11 protein-coding genes are annotated in these 16,101 nt (G+C 65.8%); 5 read left to right on the top strand and 6 right to left on the bottom strand.

Translation table 11 applies throughout. From position 1 onward, the window contains the following. The first annotated feature begins 6 nt into the window (after nucleotides 1–6). Complete coding sequence (locus tag ACE3P0_RS09000) at nucleotides 7–639, top strand: pentapeptide repeat-containing protein (protein ID WP_374402019.1); 633 nt, start codon at nucleotides 7–9, stop codon at nucleotides 637–639. A gap of 234 nt (nucleotides 640–873) precedes the next feature. On the opposite strand, the gene ACE3P0_RS08995 is transcribed toward ACE3P0_RS09000, so the two are convergent. The 4 genes from ACE3P0_RS08995 to ybaK form a co-directional block, all read right to left on the bottom strand. Then, on the bottom strand, nucleotides 874–1,998 hold the full coding sequence (locus ACE3P0_RS08995; protein ID WP_374402016.1) for an alpha/beta hydrolase-fold protein: 1,125 nt from the start codon (nucleotides 1,996–1,998) through the stop codon (nucleotides 874–876). 148 nt (nucleotides 1,999–2,146) lie between these two features. Continuing rightward, nucleotides 2,147–7,276, bottom strand: coding sequence for an alpha-2-macroglobulin (locus ACE3P0_RS08990; RefSeq protein WP_374402014.1), 5,130 nt, complete (start codon nucleotides 7,274–7,276; stop codon nucleotides 2,147–2,149). A gap of 977 nt (nucleotides 7,277–8,253) precedes the next feature. Beyond that, entirely contained in the window at nucleotides 8,254–9,120 is an 867-nt protein-coding gene (locus ACE3P0_RS08985) for a hypothetical protein (protein WP_374402012.1), read from the bottom strand. Between the two features lie 67 nt (nucleotides 9,121–9,187). Beyond that, on the bottom strand, nucleotides 9,188–9,670 hold the full coding sequence (gene ybaK, locus ACE3P0_RS08980) for a Cys-tRNA(Pro) deacylase (RefSeq protein WP_374402010.1): 483 nt from the start codon (nucleotides 9,668–9,670) through the stop codon (nucleotides 9,188–9,190). 112 nt (nucleotides 9,671–9,782) lie between these two features. Between ybaK and ACE3P0_RS08975 the strand changes: the two genes are divergently transcribed. The 3 genes from ACE3P0_RS08975 to ACE3P0_RS08965 all read left to right on the top strand — a co-directional run bounded on the left by ACE3P0_RS08975 (nucleotide 9,783) and on the right by ACE3P0_RS08965 (nucleotide 12,043). Further along, nucleotides 9,783–10,541: a GNAT family N-acetyltransferase gene (locus ACE3P0_RS08975; protein ID WP_374402008.1), complete on the top strand. Its 759-nt coding sequence runs from the start codon at nucleotides 9,783–9,785 to the stop codon at nucleotides 10,539–10,541. Nucleotides 10,542–10,663: 122 nt separating this feature from the next. Then, nucleotides 10,664–11,488, top strand: a complete 825-nt coding sequence (locus tag ACE3P0_RS08970; protein ID WP_374402006.1) for a 1-acylglycerol-3-phosphate O-acyltransferase — start codon at nucleotides 10,664–10,666, stop codon at nucleotides 11,486–11,488. 33 nt (nucleotides 11,489–11,521) lie between these two features. Beyond that, nucleotides 11,522–12,043, top strand: coding sequence for a hypothetical protein (locus ACE3P0_RS08965; protein ID WP_374402004.1), 522 nt, complete (start codon nucleotides 11,522–11,524; stop codon nucleotides 12,041–12,043). Here ACE3P0_RS08965 and ACE3P0_RS08960 read toward each other — a convergent pair. Together ACE3P0_RS08960 and ACE3P0_RS08955 are read right to left on the bottom strand one after the other, a co-directional pair. Continuing rightward, nucleotides 12,027–12,560 (bottom strand): DNA-deoxyinosine glycosylase, encoded by a 534-nt coding sequence (locus tag ACE3P0_RS08960; RefSeq protein ID WP_374402002.1) that lies wholly within the window; start codon nucleotides 12,558–12,560, stop codon nucleotides 12,027–12,029. The two genes, ACE3P0_RS08965 and ACE3P0_RS08960, sit on opposite strands and share 17 nt — an antisense overlap. Further along, nucleotides 12,544–14,331 (bottom strand): endonuclease/exonuclease/phosphatase family protein, encoded by a 1,788-nt coding sequence (locus ACE3P0_RS08955; RefSeq protein WP_374402000.1) that lies wholly within the window; start codon nucleotides 14,329–14,331, stop codon nucleotides 12,544–12,546. Before ACE3P0_RS08955 ends, ACE3P0_RS08960 begins: the two co-directional genes overlap by 17 nt. Nucleotides 14,332–14,423: 92 nt before the next feature. Here ACE3P0_RS08955 and ACE3P0_RS08950 point away from each other — a divergent pair, with 92 nt between their 5' ends. Then, nucleotides 14,424–16,052 (top strand): isovaleryl-CoA dehydrogenase, encoded by a 1,629-nt coding sequence (locus tag ACE3P0_RS08950; RefSeq protein WP_374401998.1) that lies wholly within the window; start codon nucleotides 14,424–14,426, stop codon nucleotides 16,050–16,052. Nucleotides 16,053–16,101 lie beyond the last annotated feature (49 nt).

Here is a 16,101-nt window from a genome sequence, read left to right as displayed (position 1 = left end):
GTACGCATGGCAGTTGCAAAGCGATTGCACCACCAGGGCGCCAGCAACGACTTCTCGCGCCTCGGCATCCGCCGCTTCACCGATCCGGGCAATCGTTCCTTGACAAGATGCCGGCCAAAAAATTCCAATGGCATTTTTGAGGAGAATCGGATGAACACTTCAAGACAGGCTCGACTGGCCGTGACACTGATTGGCATGCTGATCGGCGCCTGCCTGGTCACTCAAGCCCGGGCCGGCAACGTTTCGGTACGCGCCCCAGGCGTCGACATCCAGGTCGGGGAAGGCGCGCAGGTTCAAGTGGGCTCGGCGGCGAAATCACGCAGCCATGTCGCCAATGACAACGATGCCGACGACGAGCTCGAAATGGCGAATCAGTCCCTGCAAGGCGTTGATTGGTCGCGCCGCCAGTTGGCGGGCGCCAACCTCACCAACGCAGATCTGAGCGGCGCCAATCTCGCTGGCGCCAATCTGAGTCGCGCGAATCTGGTCAATACCAACTTCGCCGGGGCCGATCTCAGCGGTGCTTCGCTGTCGGGCGCGAACATCGTGAACGCGCGATTCAAAGGAGCGGTCCTTACTAACGCGGTGTGGGTGGACGGTCATCGCTGCAAGGCCGATTCCATCGGTCGCTGCCGCTGATCCGCCTCTGGGTTACAGCAACCACGCCCCAGCGTTGCTGATCCATCCAGTGACGCCGGGTTGGCTGATGCAATGAACCCCGCAGGATTGCCCTCGGGAGGCCACCAAAGTGCGAACTGCACGGCCTCGCATTTTGCTCAACCCTCCCGGCGCTGACCTACACACACCGGCAATCACTGCCGTTGGCCACGCAGTCGAGAATCGTGATCGGCGCAGCGGTGAGGCCGATTCCGGTCACTCGCGGCACGTTTCCGTTGCACCGTCACGAATCAGGTCGGGGTAGTAGGCGTAGGGCACCACGATGCCGGGAATCGGCGTGACAAAACACTTCACGTTGCCGGCACGGTCACGCAATGCCCGCATCATCCACCCGGCAATGAATCGGTCATCCCGAAGATGAATGAACGGAACCGGGCGACGACCACCGCCGTAATCAAGCGTGATCCGGTCTGCCGCGCTTGAAATACTGACCTTTCCGCCAGTTTCGAAGTGATAGTCACCAGCGAATTCCTCTGGTCGCGGAATGGGCGTGGCACGGCTGTCGGCATCAACCCGCACTTGCGCGATCAGCCACTCGATGGGCTCCTTCTGAAACGCCAGCGTCTGGACACCGCCGTGATCGGTATTTTCTTCGCGCACATCAGGGGCTCCGCCGCTGCTGTGCAGCATAGCTGCGGCGTTTCTTGCAACATCAAGCGGTACATTTGCGTCCGGCTTCGAGATATAGACACGTACCGTGTTGCCTGCCACCGCGTCGAACGCCGGCCCCCAGTCAGCGGTTGTCGTCAGCGGACGGCTGGCAAACCACAGCATGTCGTCGTTCACCAGGCCGCCCGCCACAGGCATCACGGCGGAGAAGCGATTCGGAAAACTCAAAGCCATCGCCCAACTCGCAAAGCCGCCCATACTTCCGCCAGTGATGGATATGCGTGTTTTGTCGACCGAGTAACGCGCTTCGACATCCCGAATCACCGCGTCCATGAACACCGGATCGTGCCAGGCGATCGGATAGTCATAGAGATCCACATCTTGCTGAGGCTGCACGACAATTGCCGGCAGATGCGAGCTTGCGTACTTCATGTATCCCATGACCCCTTGCTTCGATAGCGAATCGATCTCGAGATTCGAGAAACTCTGGGACCCATGCATGAAAACGACCAGAGGCCACTTCTTTCCCGGCTCAAGCGCGTAATCCTTCGGCAGATAGAGCAGATAACGAGACGCCCCATTTACAGGCGTACTCAACCTTTGCTGGCTGACTACGATAGGTGGTTCGTTCGGGCCGCCGTCGCCGCCACAAGCGCTCAGGATCAGAACGCAGAGGACGGCAATCGCGCCATTTCTCGTAAAGAGGCTCATTTGATTGGTCAGTAGGGTGAATGTGCGGAGGGAGAGGACGGCCCGAACACGACCGCCCAAGGTTCGTGGATCAATACTTTCAGCGCAAAGCTGGCGATGGCGCCTCGCGGGTAGCGTGGCGCCACCTGCATGCGGATACGAGAGGTGCTTACCTCTCAGCGGGCGCCCTCGGGTCAACGATCGTGATCGGCGCCGCGGCGGGGCCGATGCCGCGCAGTTCGGGTCGGTACATGTCTTCCGCGAACGGGGCCGGAACCACGTAGCGGCCCGGCGTGACGACGCGGACCATGTAGAACACGTTGAGCTCACCCGGCTCAAGCCGCGCCGCGGCGACATAGCGGTCGTCGCGGAACTCACGGTGCTTGATGCGCGCATCCTCCATCGCCTGGCCGACGTTGATGTTGCCAACGGTGAACTCCTGCGCTGATGGCCCCTGCGAGAGGTTCATGTTCTCGACTTCGAACCCGGCCGGAATGTGGTCGACGATCAAGCCGTCTTCGATGCGCTGCTTTGCGCTGGCGGTGACGCGCACGATCATCATGTCGCCCACCTTGAGCGGGCGTCCCTTCCATTCCTTGCCATCGGCCTCGTACCAGGTACGGGTAAGCTTGATGGCGTCGGACTTCGGTTCGGGCGCCTTGACCGGGTAGCCGCTGGCTTCGATCTCGACGAACAGGGCCTCGCTGTGGCTGCTATCGATCTGCACGCCACGGGCGAGTGCGGCAGCGTCGAAGCTGCGTGCTTCGGAGCTCTTCGAGGTGAGTGTTTGGGCCGCGTCACCGTTCTTCAGCACGGCGCTCCATTCCTGCTTGCCGTCGCCGCCCGCCGCACGTGCCGCAAGGAACAGCGACAGGCGTTCCTGAGTGGAAGCCCAGCCACCACGCTCTCCGAGGCGGTCGGCGAGGTCGAAGAGGATCTGCTCGCGGCGCGGGTGCGCGATCTTGTGCCGCACCAGCAGCGCGTACGACAGCGCCAGATCGCGCACCGGCGAGCCGTAGTCACCCAGCCATTCCCAGTAGTAGCCGGTCGGTTGAACGCCATAGCGGCGCGTCATCGCTTCATCGAGTGCAACCTTGGCGCGCGCCGGGTCACCGGAGAGCTGCAAGGCAATCGCAAGATGAACCAGCGGTAGCGGTGAACGCGCGCGGTCGCGGTACTGATCGTGAAGCAGGCGCAGCGTAGCGAGCGGCGCGGCCTGCTCGCGGGCGAGCATGTAGGCCAGATGCGCCATCTCGGCGAAGCGCTGGTGGCCGTTGCGCAGCAGCTCGTAGTCCTGCGCCTTGTAGAAGCCCTTGTCGTCCGGCTTGAGCGTACCCGGGATGCTGGGGAAGTTGTTCGGTGCGTTCTGCAGTTGTTGCAGCATCCAGGTCTGCGCGCGCTTGCTCATCTCCGCCGGCACGGTGAAACCGGCCTCGCGCGAATCCTGCAGGAAGCCGGCGACATAGGCGGTCAGCCACGGTTCGTAGTTGCCCTGGCCCCACAGCGTGAAGCCGCCCTGCGCACCCTGCATGCCGGCGATACGGCCGATCGCGCCTTCGATGAAGGCGGCGCGCTGCTCACGCGTGCGCGGCTCCAGCCCCATCGCCTTGGCGCCCGCCTCGTCGATGAAGACATGCGGGTAGGCCGCGCTGGTGGTTTGCTCAAGGCAACCGTAGGGGTAGTCGAGCAGACCCTTTACCAGCGCCTTCACGTTCAGCGGCGGTTTGTTCGAGAGCGTGACGCTGACGTTGCTCGATGCCTTGAAGTACGGCGCGATCATCGTCGGATCGAGCTTGAGGCTGCCGTTCGGCTCGATGCGCGCGCGGCGTACCACGCGCTCCATCGGCACCGGTGGCTGCACCTGCAGGGCCGATTCGCGTTTGATGACGATCGGCTTGGCGCCGCCCGTCTTCAACTGCAGCGTGACGCGTGCAAGGCCGTAGGCATCCGTCGCCTCGGCCTGGAAGCGCAGCGTGCTGCGTTGCTTGTCGGCGAGCTTGAGCGTGCGCTCGCCATCCTTGATCTTTGCCGGGTCCGCGGCTTCAAGCTTGAGCGTGATCTCCTGCGGTGCGCCGGAAAGGTTGGTGACGTCCAGTGCAATGGTCGCCAGATCGCCCGGTGCGATGAAGCGCGGCGTCGCAAGTTCCGCAACGATCGGCGCGGCGACGGTCATCTCGCGTTCGGTGTTGCCGTAGCGCTCGGCGGTGGACGCCACCGCCATCAGCCTCAGCGTGCCGTTGAAGTCCGGAATGTCGAGCGGGATCTCGGCTTCGCCCTTGGCATCGAGCTGCACCGGGCCGCTGAAGATGTCGACGAGCTTCACCTTCTTCGGCATCGACTGGCTGTCGCGCATACCGGCGTCTCCGCCCCACTTGAGCTTGCCGCGCGTGCCATCCATCTTCTCGATCAGCTTGCCGTACAGATCGAGCAGTTCAGGCGCATAGCGATGCTTGCCGAAGAAGAAGTCGAAGGGATCCGGCGTCTTGTAGCGCGTGATGTTGAGGATGCCGACATCAACCGCCGAGAGGGTAACCGTCGCCACTTTGCCCGCCGCGCCATCGACCTTGACCTTCACTTTCGTGATGCGTTCCGGTTGCACTTTGTCGGGCGCCGTCACCTGCACCTTGAGGCGGCGGTCCTCACGCGCCAGCGGCAGGTGCGCGAGGCCCAGCGCACGCGCCGGCGTCACGCGGTCGCCCTGGCTGCCGGGGCGGAACACCACGGCGGACACATACAGATCATGCCGCGCCCACTTCGCATCCACCGGGATGCTGACCGTAGTGCCACCGGTAGATGCCGCAACGCGCTTGGTCCACAGCACCTTGTCGCCTTCGACCACGACCAGCGCTTCGCCATCGTGCGGCGGTGTCAGCGTCAGGCGCACGGTGTCGCCGGGCTTTGCCGGCACGCCTTCAAGCTTCATCTGCACACGATCCGGCCGGTTGCCGACGTCGTCGGCGTCCTGCGCGTTCCAGCCAGCGTAGAAGCGGTAGCGCAGCGTTTGCTGCGTGTCGGGGTCTTCCACTTCGAGGCGGTAGCGGCCCCACTTCACCGGCAGCGACACCTTGGCGCGCTGCTTCAGCGCCACGGCGCCGGATTCGATCAGCTCTTCGGTTTCGGTAAAGCCGGAGTGCCAGCCGCGCTGATCGTCGAAGCGCCAGTAGTACTGGCGGTCTTCGCGGAACAGGCGGATCTTCGCCTGCGCCAGCGGCGCCAGGGCACCGGCGGGCGTAACGCGGACCAGTTCAAAATCGGCGTTCTGCTCTTCGCGCGAGACATCGCGATCGAAGGCCGGGCGCACACCGATCATCGCCTTGGCCGGCCACCAGACGCGTTCAACCGAACGCACCACCGGGCGGCCACCAGATTCAAGCAGACTGAAGGACGCGCGCACCGTGACCGGCGACTTCGCGCTGTCGATGCCCGTCGGCACCGTGACGTTGGCCGCGCCCTTGTCATCGAGCGCCGTCTCTTCCATTTCGCTGCGATGCTTCAGCGTATCGTCGGCAAAGTCGCCGAAGATGAAGCCGTTCCATTCCTTCGTGAAAGGCGTGCGTGCGCGCTCGATCGCCACGCTGCCAAGCAGCCGGTTGCCCGCCGCCGGCGCGCCGAACAGGTAGTCGCCCTGCACGGCCACCTCGAAGGCCTCGCCGCCCATCAGCGGCGCCTTGGCGGTTTTCAGGTCGAGCTTCATGCGTTCGGGCAGGAACTCTTCAACCCGGAAGCTCCACACCGCATCCGGCGCCTTCGCGGCCGGGTCGGCGCGCACTTCCAGCATCCAGCGGCCGGTCTGCGCGTCCGCCGGCAGGTTGAGCGCCTGCTGGAAGTAGCCCGGCTGCTTGTCGTTCGGGCGCCAGCTTTGCGTGACCACCGCGCGGCCGTCCGGCCGCTTCAGGATCGCCTGCACCGGCGAAGGTGGCAGCGCGCGGCCATCCGCATCGCGCGCGAGCAGCGAGACATTGAACTTCTCGCCCGGCCGGTACAGATCGCGCCCGGCATAGACGAAGAGCTTGGCGTCGCGCGGCAGGTGGCCACCGATATCGAATTCCGAGAGATCCAGCCCCGGCTCGCGCAGCGCCACCAGCGACAATTCCTTGCCGCGCCGCCCCAGCAGCAGATGGGCCGAAGCAGGCAGGCCGGCGATCTGCACATGCCCATCGCCATCGACCTTGGCTTTCGCAAGGCTCTTGGCGTTGGCATCGAGCACTTCGACGTCGACATCGCCCATCGCCTTGCCGCTGACCAGCGAGGTGGCGAACACGTCCATCGTCCTGGTGTTGCGGTGCGCGTGCAGGCCGATGTCGGAGACGTAGAAGTAGGTGACCTGATACTCCTCGCGGAAGCGGCCCGGTTGGCTCATCACAGCGATGTAAACGCCGGGCTCCTGCAGTTCCTTCACGTCTTCCACCGGCAGGAAGGTCACCTGCCGCTTGTTCGGTTTGTCGCCGGTCAGGAAACGGCCTGCATAGACGCTCTTCGACACATCGCGCAGGCGATCGAGCTGCCACGAACCCACGGTGCCCTTGAGCCGGCTGTTGGTGTCGTAGCCATATTCGTAGTTCTCCTCGCCGCCCTCGGTGTCGGACTCTTCGTCCGAGGCCGGCGCGCGGCGCCCAGCGATCACCTGTTCGATGAAGCGCGGCAGGTTCTCCGGCTCCACGCGCAGGAACTGCACATCCACTTCCGCGACGTTCACCGTCACCACCGGCAGGCCGCCGTTCTGCTTCGCGGGCAGCACCGTGCCCTTGCTGGCGAAGAAGTAGGAAGGCGGCATTTCCTCGGTCGCCAGCTCGCAGGTCTTCGCGCTGGCAAGCTTCGCGCCGCTCGCAGCCAGCACGCCCTCATTCACCGTGATGCGGTACTTGCGCTGTGGCTGGATGTAGGGGAACACGACGACGCGCGGGTTGCCATCCACCACCCAACTGCCTTGCAGGATCTTTTCGCCCGGCGCCGCCTTGTCCGCATTGCGCGGCTTGCTGCCGTTGGCCTGCTCCTCGCCCGCTTCGGACTTGCCGTCGATGCGGCCGAGGTCGGTCACCTGGAAAACCTTGTCGAGTGCCTGGCTGCGATCCACCGGTTCTGAGAACACCACCGCCAGCGCGGGCTGATCCTCGAACAAACGCGCGCGGCAATCGGTCGCCGCGAAGGGGCCGCCGGTATCCGCGATCACCGCATCGCCCGCCATCGTCCCGCCCGCGCCGGCTGCACGGTGCTTGTACCACCAGCCACCGCCAGCGGCCGCGAGTGCCGCGACGACCGCGCCAGCGGCCAGGATGCGTTTGTTCGCAAACGGGTTCATGCCCATGCTCCAGAACGGATTCGGATGTGCCGGCGAGTATGCCGCTTTGGTAATCCGCTCGGTAGCGGATTTGCGGAGGGGGAGCGACGGATCGCACGGCAGAGAGGTTGGTGCCCTGGCGCGGGCACCTTGCGCGGTGGCGGCGGTGCAGAATGGGCTGAACGGTGAGGAGCCCGACGCTTCGGCTTTCGATTGACCGTGTTACGTTGCGTCAGTCTGACCGTTCAAGCCGGGTCCCGCCCCGGCGGGCGTGTTACTTCTTTTGCTTCGTCAAAAGAAGTAACCAAGAAAAGACGACCCGGCGTTCGCGGCCCTGCGGGCTGCCCTCACTGCGGCATCGCCCGTCGGCCGGCCTCGCGAACTCGGCGCTGCGCGCCTCAAACAGCGAGCCCGGACTGCCCCGCCGGCCGACACCTCCGTTCGGCGCTCTCAACGGGACCCGAAAGTCAAAACCATCGGTTGATCAACGATTGCGTGCTGTTCGTAGCCTGGATGGAGCGCAGCGAAATCCGGGACGGGCGCATCCAAATCTTCAACTGCACCTTCTGGATTCCGGCCTGCGGCGTGCATCCGGGCCACGAGAATCCGACAGCAGAAGAACGTCGACGCTTTTCCCTCCCCCTCTGAAACGCCGAGCAGCGCAGAAGCATCGGGTTCCGACGCGTAGCGGCGGTGGCGAGGACTGTCTGAGGGCCGAAGGGCCGAGTTCCGCAGCCACCCGATGCTTCGAGCAGCGCAGGGCACCGCGTGCGAAGCGCGCGGCGTTGAAGCGGGGCGACTTTCTTTGGGTACTTTCTTTGTTCGCACAAAGAAAGTACCCCGCCCGCCGGGGCGGGACCCGGCTTCAGCGGGAAGGCCGGCGCAAAACGCCCGCGCAATTTGCAAGCCATCGCGTTGGAATTCGCAACGCTCAGCCCAAGCAACTTCACTGCATGTGCGCAAGCGTCCAATAGTAGCTAGCGGAACGCGAGGGTACGTCAGTTGTCCTTACGCGGCACAAGAACTTGATCGACAAATAAGCGCGACGGAGAGCCGGAGCCGCCCCCGTAGGTCGGGCATACTCGAGCGCGCATCCAAGCACTGTTACCGCGAGATTCGAATCCATAGGTGAAGGCATACACCGTCAATTCACCGAGCACTTCGTTGGTTTGAATGTCCAGCACTGTCACCGTGCTACTCGCAACCCCGAGTGCACGTTCCTCCGGCACAACGTGGTCCTCGTAGGTCACGGCATAGCGCAAAGATGGTTCGGGGGCATAGGTCTTGTCGAGCGTCCAACGATAGACGTTCGGATCAAAGCGGTCTCCCTCGCTCTTCATCTCACTGATGATCCCGGGGGCCGTTTGATCTTTCTGACCAACCACCTTGACCGAGCCGGAATATCGATAACGCGTGCCGTCCTTCTCGTCGGTTACATCAACATAGCGGTAGCCGGGGCGCTCCTTCGGCGACGGGTTAGAGGACGTGTTAATCCCGCCACGCGCTGTCGGAGTGATAGGTCGTCCGAAAGCCTCTTCGTAGCCAAGAAAGTCTTTGATGTATTCCTCGGCCGTTCCCTCATGGGCAAACGCCGCCCCCGGCCACATGCGATCGTGCCACTCGTTCTCGCCCGCTGGCGGGCGCACCTTGAGCAGCGTGATGCCTTCGACGTCCTCCACCGTGCGATAGATCTTCTCGCCGGCCTCGGTCTTGCATTTCTGCTCCCACAGAGCGAGGCCCGCCTTTGCACGTTCTCGCTGCGCCCGCTGATCAGCGGTTTCGGACTGCGCGCAAGCACCAAGCGCCAGCACCGCAGACAGGAGAACAAGGATCGAACTTCTCGTGTTCGCTGCAAGGTGATTCATCAGGAGTTCCCATCAGGAAGCAAAGACCGCACACCGCCCAACCGCGGCCGAGCGGAGAAAGGCTGCATCACCCCGTCGCCGCGTCCACCGCGACGGGCCCCACCAGCGCCACCAGATCCGCCGGCGCAATGCCGACGAGATACCCGCGGCTCCCGCCGTTGATGTAGAGCTTCTCCAGGTCGAGCACCGTGCGCTCGACATACACCGGCATCTGCTTGCGGGTGCCGAAGGGTGAGGTGCCGCCGACGCGGTAGCCGGAGTGGCGTTCGGCGACTTCCGGCTTGCAGGGCTCGACACTCTTCACGCCGATCGCGCGCGCGAGGTTCTTCAGCGAGACCTCGCGGTCGCCGTGCATCAGCATCACCAGCGGATGGGCGCGGTCGTCCTGCAGGATCAGCGTTTTCACCACGCAGTGCTCGTCGACACCGAGCGCGGCGGACGACACCCGCGTACCGCCGTGGTCGACGTAGGTGTAACAGTGTTCGGTGAAGGCGATGCCGCGGCTACGCAGCAAGCGGTTGGCGGGTGTGGAGGGGATCTTCGGACTCACGGTGTCTTCCTGAAATGCGTTGTCACACGGCGGTAACGCACGCGTCATGTTTGGGTCATGGCCGGATTCTAGAGTCACCCCGACAAAAAACGGACAAGACAGGGTGAGAAGCATGCTGCAAATCGAATCCAGGCCCGAGCGGGCCCGTACGCGTGATCTGCAAGTGCGGCTGGCGAGCTGCGAGACCGAGATCCGCGAGGCGCAGAAGCTGCGCTGGCGCGTGTTTGCCGACGAGATGGGCGCGCGCCTCAACAGCCGCGAACACGGCGTCGACCGCGATCATTTCGATCCATTCTGCGAGCACCTGATCGTGCGCGACGAAGCGCAGGGCCGCATCGTCGGCACCTACCGCATCCTCACGCCGAGCGCCGCACGCCGCATCGGCAGCTACTACTCGGAAACCGAATTCGACCTGACCCGCTTCCACCTGATTCGCGACCGCCTGGTCGAGATCGGCCGCTCCTGCATCGACCCGGAATACCGCAGCGGCGCTGTGATTGCGCTGCTGTGGTCGGGCCTTGCGCGCTTCATGCAGGAAAACGGCTACGAATACCTGATGGGCTGCGCGAGCATCAGCATGGCCGATGGCGGCCACGCCGCCGCGGCGATCTACGACCAGCTCGAAGCCCACCAGGCGCCGGCCGAATGGCGCGGCTTTCCGCGCCTGCGCCTGCCGCTGGAAGCGCTGCGCAACGGCCAGCGCGCCGAACTGCCGCCGCTGATCAAGGGCTACATGCGGGCCGGCGCGATGGTCTGCGGCGAACCGGCATGGGATCCGGATTTCAACACCGCCGATCTGTTGCTGCTGCTGCCGATGGGCCACACCGACGCCCGCTACGCGCGCCACTTCATCGCTTCGCGCAGCGAGTGATTGCAGTCGTTTCGGCGCCGGGGCTGGCCGCTACGGTCACGCCTTTGGCACGCGGGGCACTGGGAGCCGCCCGGAGGGCACGGGTTACAATCGCGCCACGCCAACGGCCGGCACAGGGCCGCATGGCGCACGTGGCCGGCGCGATGCGCCCGGCCAGCCCGCAGCCCCGCCGACCCGTACTTGCCTTGTTCAAACAGATCCGAGCCGCCTGGCGGCTACTGCGCACCATCCTGCATTTCTTCCGCGGCTGCGCCATCGTCGCGATCCGCTTCCCGCGCTGGAACGAAGCGCAACAACTGGCTGCCAAGCAGCGCTGGTCGATCCAACTGCTCAACTGCCTGGGCGTCACGCCGGTGCTGCACGGCGAAGTGGTGGGCGGTGGTGCGCTGATCGTTGCGAACCACATTTCCTGGCTCGATATCTTCGTCATCAACGCGCTGCGCCCCTGCACCTTCGTGTGCAAAGACGATGTGAAGGATTGGCCGCTGGTCGGCTGGCTGGTCGCCAACACCGACACCATCTTCATCCAGCGCGGCAATCGCGCGGCCGCGCGCCGCACCGCGGAATCGATGGTCGAGCATCTTCAGGCAGGTGTCTCGATCGTGGTGTTCCCCGAAGGCACCACCACCAACGGCACGCACATGCTGCCCTTCCGCCCCGCGCTGCTGCAGTCAGCGGTGGATGCCGGCGTGCCGGTGGCGCCGGTGGCGATCCGCTACCGCGATCCGCAACACCCGATCAGCCCCGCACCGGCTTACGACGGCGATATCTCGCTGTGGCAGTGCATGCGCGCGATCACGCTGGCAGATGGTCTGGTCGCCGAAGCCTGGGTCTTGCCGGCCATCGATTCGCAAGCCGAGCGCGCCCACCTCGCCGCGCACGCCAAGCACGAAATCGCCACCCAGCTGGGCGTGCCGCATCAGGCACTGCCACATACACAGCACTGAGGCATGATGCGCAAACATGCACTGCTGGCATTCGTGCTGGCGCTGATCCCGGCGCTGTCGTCGCTGACGCTGCAAGGCACTTTTGTGACGGCGATCCTGGCCCTGCCCGGATGCTTCGTGCTGTCGGCGCGCTTGCTGGAGAATCTTTGGCGGCTGCTGCGGCCGGTGTTGCCGCGCCGGCAGCATCTCCAAGCGGCGGTGTTGGCCGTCGCCGGCCTGCTGGTGATCGGGGTATCGGCTGTCAGGGCTGACAGCGACCTGCGCGCGCTGACGCAGCAGCGCATCAGCTTCCTCCAGCACGCGGCGCCGGCCTTTCAGCGCTACCTTGCAGAAAACGGCCGCTGGCCCGAACGACCAGAGATGCTGGTGCCAGCATATCTACCGCAGTGGCCCGACTATCTGCGGATTGAGCCACCGCTCGCAGGCGCAACGCGCGTACGCTATGAGCAGGGGCGCGGCAAACAGCCACCGCAGGTTATCTTCTTCGCGCTGCGCGGGCCCGACGCCACCGTGCGTTTCAACCTTGCCGACGGCAGCATCACCCGGGATCGCTAGGCCAGGCGCAAACGTGCTGCCAGGCAGCGAGCTTGTCATCGAAGCGCAAACTCGCGTGCGCCGGACTGGTCGACGGCAGGCGGATGCGCTCGATCGCGCGCGCCCTCGCATCAAGCCGCGGCAAAACATGGCGCCGGAACAGGGTTTCGGCGGCGGTGCCATTGAAGGCGATCCGCGTGATGCCGGGGTAGGTGGCCAGAAAGCCGGCGAAATCGTTCGGCTCGATGCTGTCGTCCTCGATCGCCGAATCCAGGCTGCCGACACGGCGACAAGCCGCCAGCACATCCCACAAGGCCACGCCTGCCGCCTGCAAATGCTGCAAGCGGTCCGCATACGGTGCGGCCGGATCGAAGCCGAAAAGCGTAGCGACAATCGGCCAGAACGCATTGCGTGGGTGGGCGTAGTACTGCTGCGCGGTGAGCGAGGCCTCACCCGGCATCGAGCCGAGGATCAGCACCCGCGCACCGGCAGCAGCAACCGGAGGAAAGGCTTGCTGGCGTTCAGCGCGGGATGGCATCGATCGCAAACACCGCACGCACCGGATCGTGATCCGACTGGGCGTCCGGGTATTCGGCATTCAGGTGCACGATCTGGTAGCCGCGCAGCGACTCCGCCAGCGCCGGAGACACGAACACATGGTCGAGCGCCTGCGCGTTGCCCTGGTAGATGAAGCTGTAGCGTTCCTGCGGCGGCAGGCCGAGCGTGAGGTTGGCGAGGCCGGCGCTCTCCAGTGCCTGCGCGGCTGGGCCGAAGGCGAAGTCGTTGAAGTCGCCCAGCACGATGATCGCCACATCGGCGCGGTGGCCACGCAGCGTGTGCACAAAGTCGGCCACCACCGCGGCCTGCGCCGCGCGCTGCACTTCCGACCCGGCGAAGGGCGGTTGCTGCGGCCCGAACAAGGGCTGATCCATGCGCTTGGAAACGAAGTGCGTGGCCACCACGACGAGGCGCTTGCCCGCTACCGTGAACTGCGCGGCCAGCGGTTTGCGGCTGGACTCGAACGCCGAGTCACTCGGCGCGATGCGTCCCGCCGCCGGTTGCAGCTTGCCGCCAAGGCCGATCGCCACCGCTTCACGCGCCCCGCCCACACTGCCGTCGAGCTGCACCCGCGCCGGGTCGTACAAGATCACCTGCCGGATGTTGGCGCCGGGCGCACCGCCGTCCGCGTTGTTCTCCGGCGCCACGTCGATCCAGCGGTAGGCCGGCCCACCCGCGGCACGGACTGCATCGGTAAGCCGCGTCAGCGTGCGCGTTGCGTCGGTCACGCCGTTGTCACGCGTGCCGCTGCTGTCCTGCACTTCTTCGAGCGCCAGCAGATGCGGGGCGCGCAGGGGCCCGACGATCTGCCGCGCCAGCGCACCGAAGCGCGCCTGCGGCGCATCGCCGCCGAGGTTTTCGACGTTGTAGGCGGCGACCGAGAGCTGGCCCGGCGCGAGCGGCGGCGCGGCATCCGCCGGCAAGCTTTGCGCCACCAACTGCGGCGCTTCGGTGAGCTTGAGCCGATAGCTGCCGTAGGCGTAGTCGACCACGCCACGCACGCCGCGCAGGTGATCGCCCACCGTCACACCGGCCGGCGTCGCAGCGAGCGAATCGTCGATCAGGATGCGATGCGGATTGAAAGCCCCCGGCGCAATCGTCAACGCACCGCGCGCCGAGCGCAGCCCGGTCTGCGCCTGTGCCGCAGCGATCACAACCAGCTCGCCGCGCTTACCGCGCGGGCTCACGGCAACGGCATCGTCAATCTCAACCCGCATGCCTTCGAGGCTCTCGAAGAAATCCATCGCGTAGCGGGCGGGCTCCAGCGCGCGACGTGCGGCTTCGACATTGCCCACGGTGGGCGCGATTGCGGTGGTGGGCGGCAACCGTCCGCCCTCGCCGATGCGCACCGGCGCCGGCAGCGGCACGCCGCTCGCCAGGCGCTGCCAGCGCGCGTCGTCGATCTGCGTGATCGTCAGATTGTCCGGGTTGCGGCCGGGCCGGTATTCGCCGACGCGGCCGCTCACGCCGAGCCGGTCGCCGACAGCGGGCTTGGCGCCCTTGGCGACGTAGATGAAGACCGCGTCGGCAGTCCGTTCGTCCGCATCCGGCGTTTCGTCCTGCAGCCAGAAGCCGTTGCGCGAAACCGCGGTGACGATGCCGCGCACGTCCTCAACGCTGCGCCCGGCGTAAGGGCTGAGATGGCCGCTGCCCTGCAGTTCGCCTATCGTCGTTGCAAAAGCGCCGGTCGCCACCAACAGCGGGAACAGACCGGGAACAATACGGTGCAGGGGCAGCGTGATGCGCATCATGGTGCGCTAGCGTACCGGATACCGCAGCGCAGCGTGATCCATACGCCCGCGTACAGCAGAATCAGCGCGGCAACTGACCGAGGATTCGCGCGATGAGCTGGCCCACGCATGAAGTCACCAACCAGTCTCCGGATCTGGGCGACTACAACCTGTTCGATGCCGACACGGCGCTGCGCGAAGCGGCGGCCCGCGAGGGTGCAGGCTGGGCGGCCGACACGCTGCGCGCCACCGGCGCTGCGCTCGGGCGCGTCGAGGTCTTCGAGGCCGGCCGGCTCGCCAACACCTACGGCCCGGTGCTGCAGGCCTTCGATGCGCGTGGCAACCGGGTCGACCAAGTCGAATTCCACCCCGCCTGGCATGACTTGATGCGCGGCATCGTCGCGCGCGGCTTCCATGCCTCGCCGTGGGCCGAACCGCGCCCCGGCGCCCACGCCGCGCGCGCGGCCGGCTACCTGATGCAGGCGCAGGTCGAGGCCGGATCGCTGTGCCCGACGACGATGACCTACGGGGCGATCCCCGCACTCGCGCGCGACGCGCAGCTCACCCGCGACTGGCTGCCGCGCCTGATGTCGCGCGACTACGATCCGCGCGACGTGCCCTTCGCACACAAGCGCGGCGGCCTGATCGGCATGGGCATGACCGAGAAGCAAGGCGGTTCGGATGTTCGCGCCAACACCACTTGGGCAGAGCCCGACGGCCACTGCACCTGGGCGCTGACCGGCCACAAGTGGTTCTTCTCCTGCCCGCAGATCGACGCGCATCTGGTGCTGGCGCAGGCGCCCGGTGGGCTGTCGTGCTTCTTCGTGCCGCGCTGGCGGCCGGACGGCACGAAGAACCCGGTGCTGGTTCAGCGCCTGAAGGACAAACTCGGTAACCGCTCCAATGCCTCGTCCGAAGTCGAGTTCCAGCGCGCCTACGCCACCCTGCTCGGCGAGGCCGGGCGCGGTGTGCCGACGATTCTCGAAATGGGCACCTACACGCGGCTCGATTGCGTGCTCGGCACCACCGGCCTGATGCGCCAGGCGCTCACGCGCGCGCTGCACCACGCCCGCCACCGCGGCGCCTTCGGCGCGAAGCTCGTCGCCCAGCCCCTGATGCGCAACGTGCTGGCCGATCTGGCGCTCGAAGTCGAAGCCGCCATCGCGCTCGCTCTACGCCTCGCTCGCACGTTCGACGAACACGATGACGCCTCGCAACACCTGCGCCGCCTGATCACGCCCGCGGCTAAATACTGGGTGTGCAAGCGCGGGCCGGAGCTCGCCGCCGAAGCGATGGAGGTGATGGGCGGCAACGGTTACGTCGAATCCGGCGCGCACGCCCGCATCTACCGCGAGATGCCGGTGAATTCGATCTGGGAGGGCTCGGGCAACGTGATGTGCCTCGACGTGATCCGCGCGCTCGGCCGCAGCCCGCACGCAGCCGAGGCACTGGCCGCCGAACTGGCGCCCGCGGCCGGTCGCAATACAGATTTCGACCACTTCACCGGCACGCTGCAGCGCACGCTCGCCGCGGCCCAGCTCGACCCGATCGGCGCGCGCCGCCTCGCGCAGGACATCGTGCTCGCGCTGCAAGCTGCGCTGTTGCTGCAGCACGCGCCCGGCGGCATCGCGCAGGCCTTCTGCCGTTCGCGCCTGGCGGGCGACTGGGGTTACAGCTTCGGCACCCTGCCCGCCGGCTGCGATGTGGAAAGCTTGATCCAGCGCGCGCTGCAGACGGAGTGACCCTACCCCGCGCGTCGCGAACGCGCTAGGCTTGAGGAAAAAACACCGG

Source organism: Niveibacterium sp., from assembly GCF_041909475.1.
Taxonomy (GTDB): domain Bacteria; phylum Pseudomonadota; class Gammaproteobacteria; order Burkholderiales; family Rhodocyclaceae; genus Niveibacterium.
The sequence above is the reverse complement of the archived record's forward strand: the minus strand, read 5'-3'. Positions and strand labels throughout refer to the sequence as shown.

Coding starts and splice junctions, on each gene's coding strand:
- ACE3P0_RS08995 (WP_374402016.1), bottom strand. CDS start 1,998: ATGAGCCTCTTTACGAGAAATGGCGCGATTGCCGTCCTCTGCGTTCTG.
- ACE3P0_RS08960 (WP_374402002.1), bottom strand. CDS start 12,560: ATGCCATCCCGCGCTGAACGCCAGCAAGCCTTTCCTCCGGTTGCTGCT.
- ACE3P0_RS08970 (WP_374402006.1), top strand. CDS start 10,664: ATGGCGCACGTGGCCGGCGCGATGCGCCCGGCCAGCCCGCAGCCCCGC.
- ACE3P0_RS08975 (WP_374402008.1), top strand. CDS start 9,783: ATGCTGCAAATCGAATCCAGGCCCGAGCGGGCCCGTACGCGTGATCTG.
- ACE3P0_RS08985 (WP_374402012.1), bottom strand. CDS start 9,120: ATGAATCACCTTGCAGCGAACACGAGAAGTTCGATCCTTGTTCTCCTG.
- ACE3P0_RS09000 (WP_374402019.1), top strand. CDS start 7: ATGGCAGTTGCAAAGCGATTGCACCACCAGGGCGCCAGCAACGACTTC.
- ACE3P0_RS08955 (WP_374402000.1), bottom strand. CDS start 14,331: ATGATGCGCATCACGCTGCCCCTGCACCGTATTGTTCCCGGTCTGTTC.
- ACE3P0_RS08950 (WP_374401998.1), top strand. CDS start 14,424: ATGAGCTGGCCCACGCATGAAGTCACCAACCAGTCTCCGGATCTGGGC.
- ACE3P0_RS08990 (WP_374402014.1), bottom strand. CDS start 7,276: ATGAACCCGTTTGCGAACAAACGCATCCTGGCCGCTGGCGCGGTCGTC.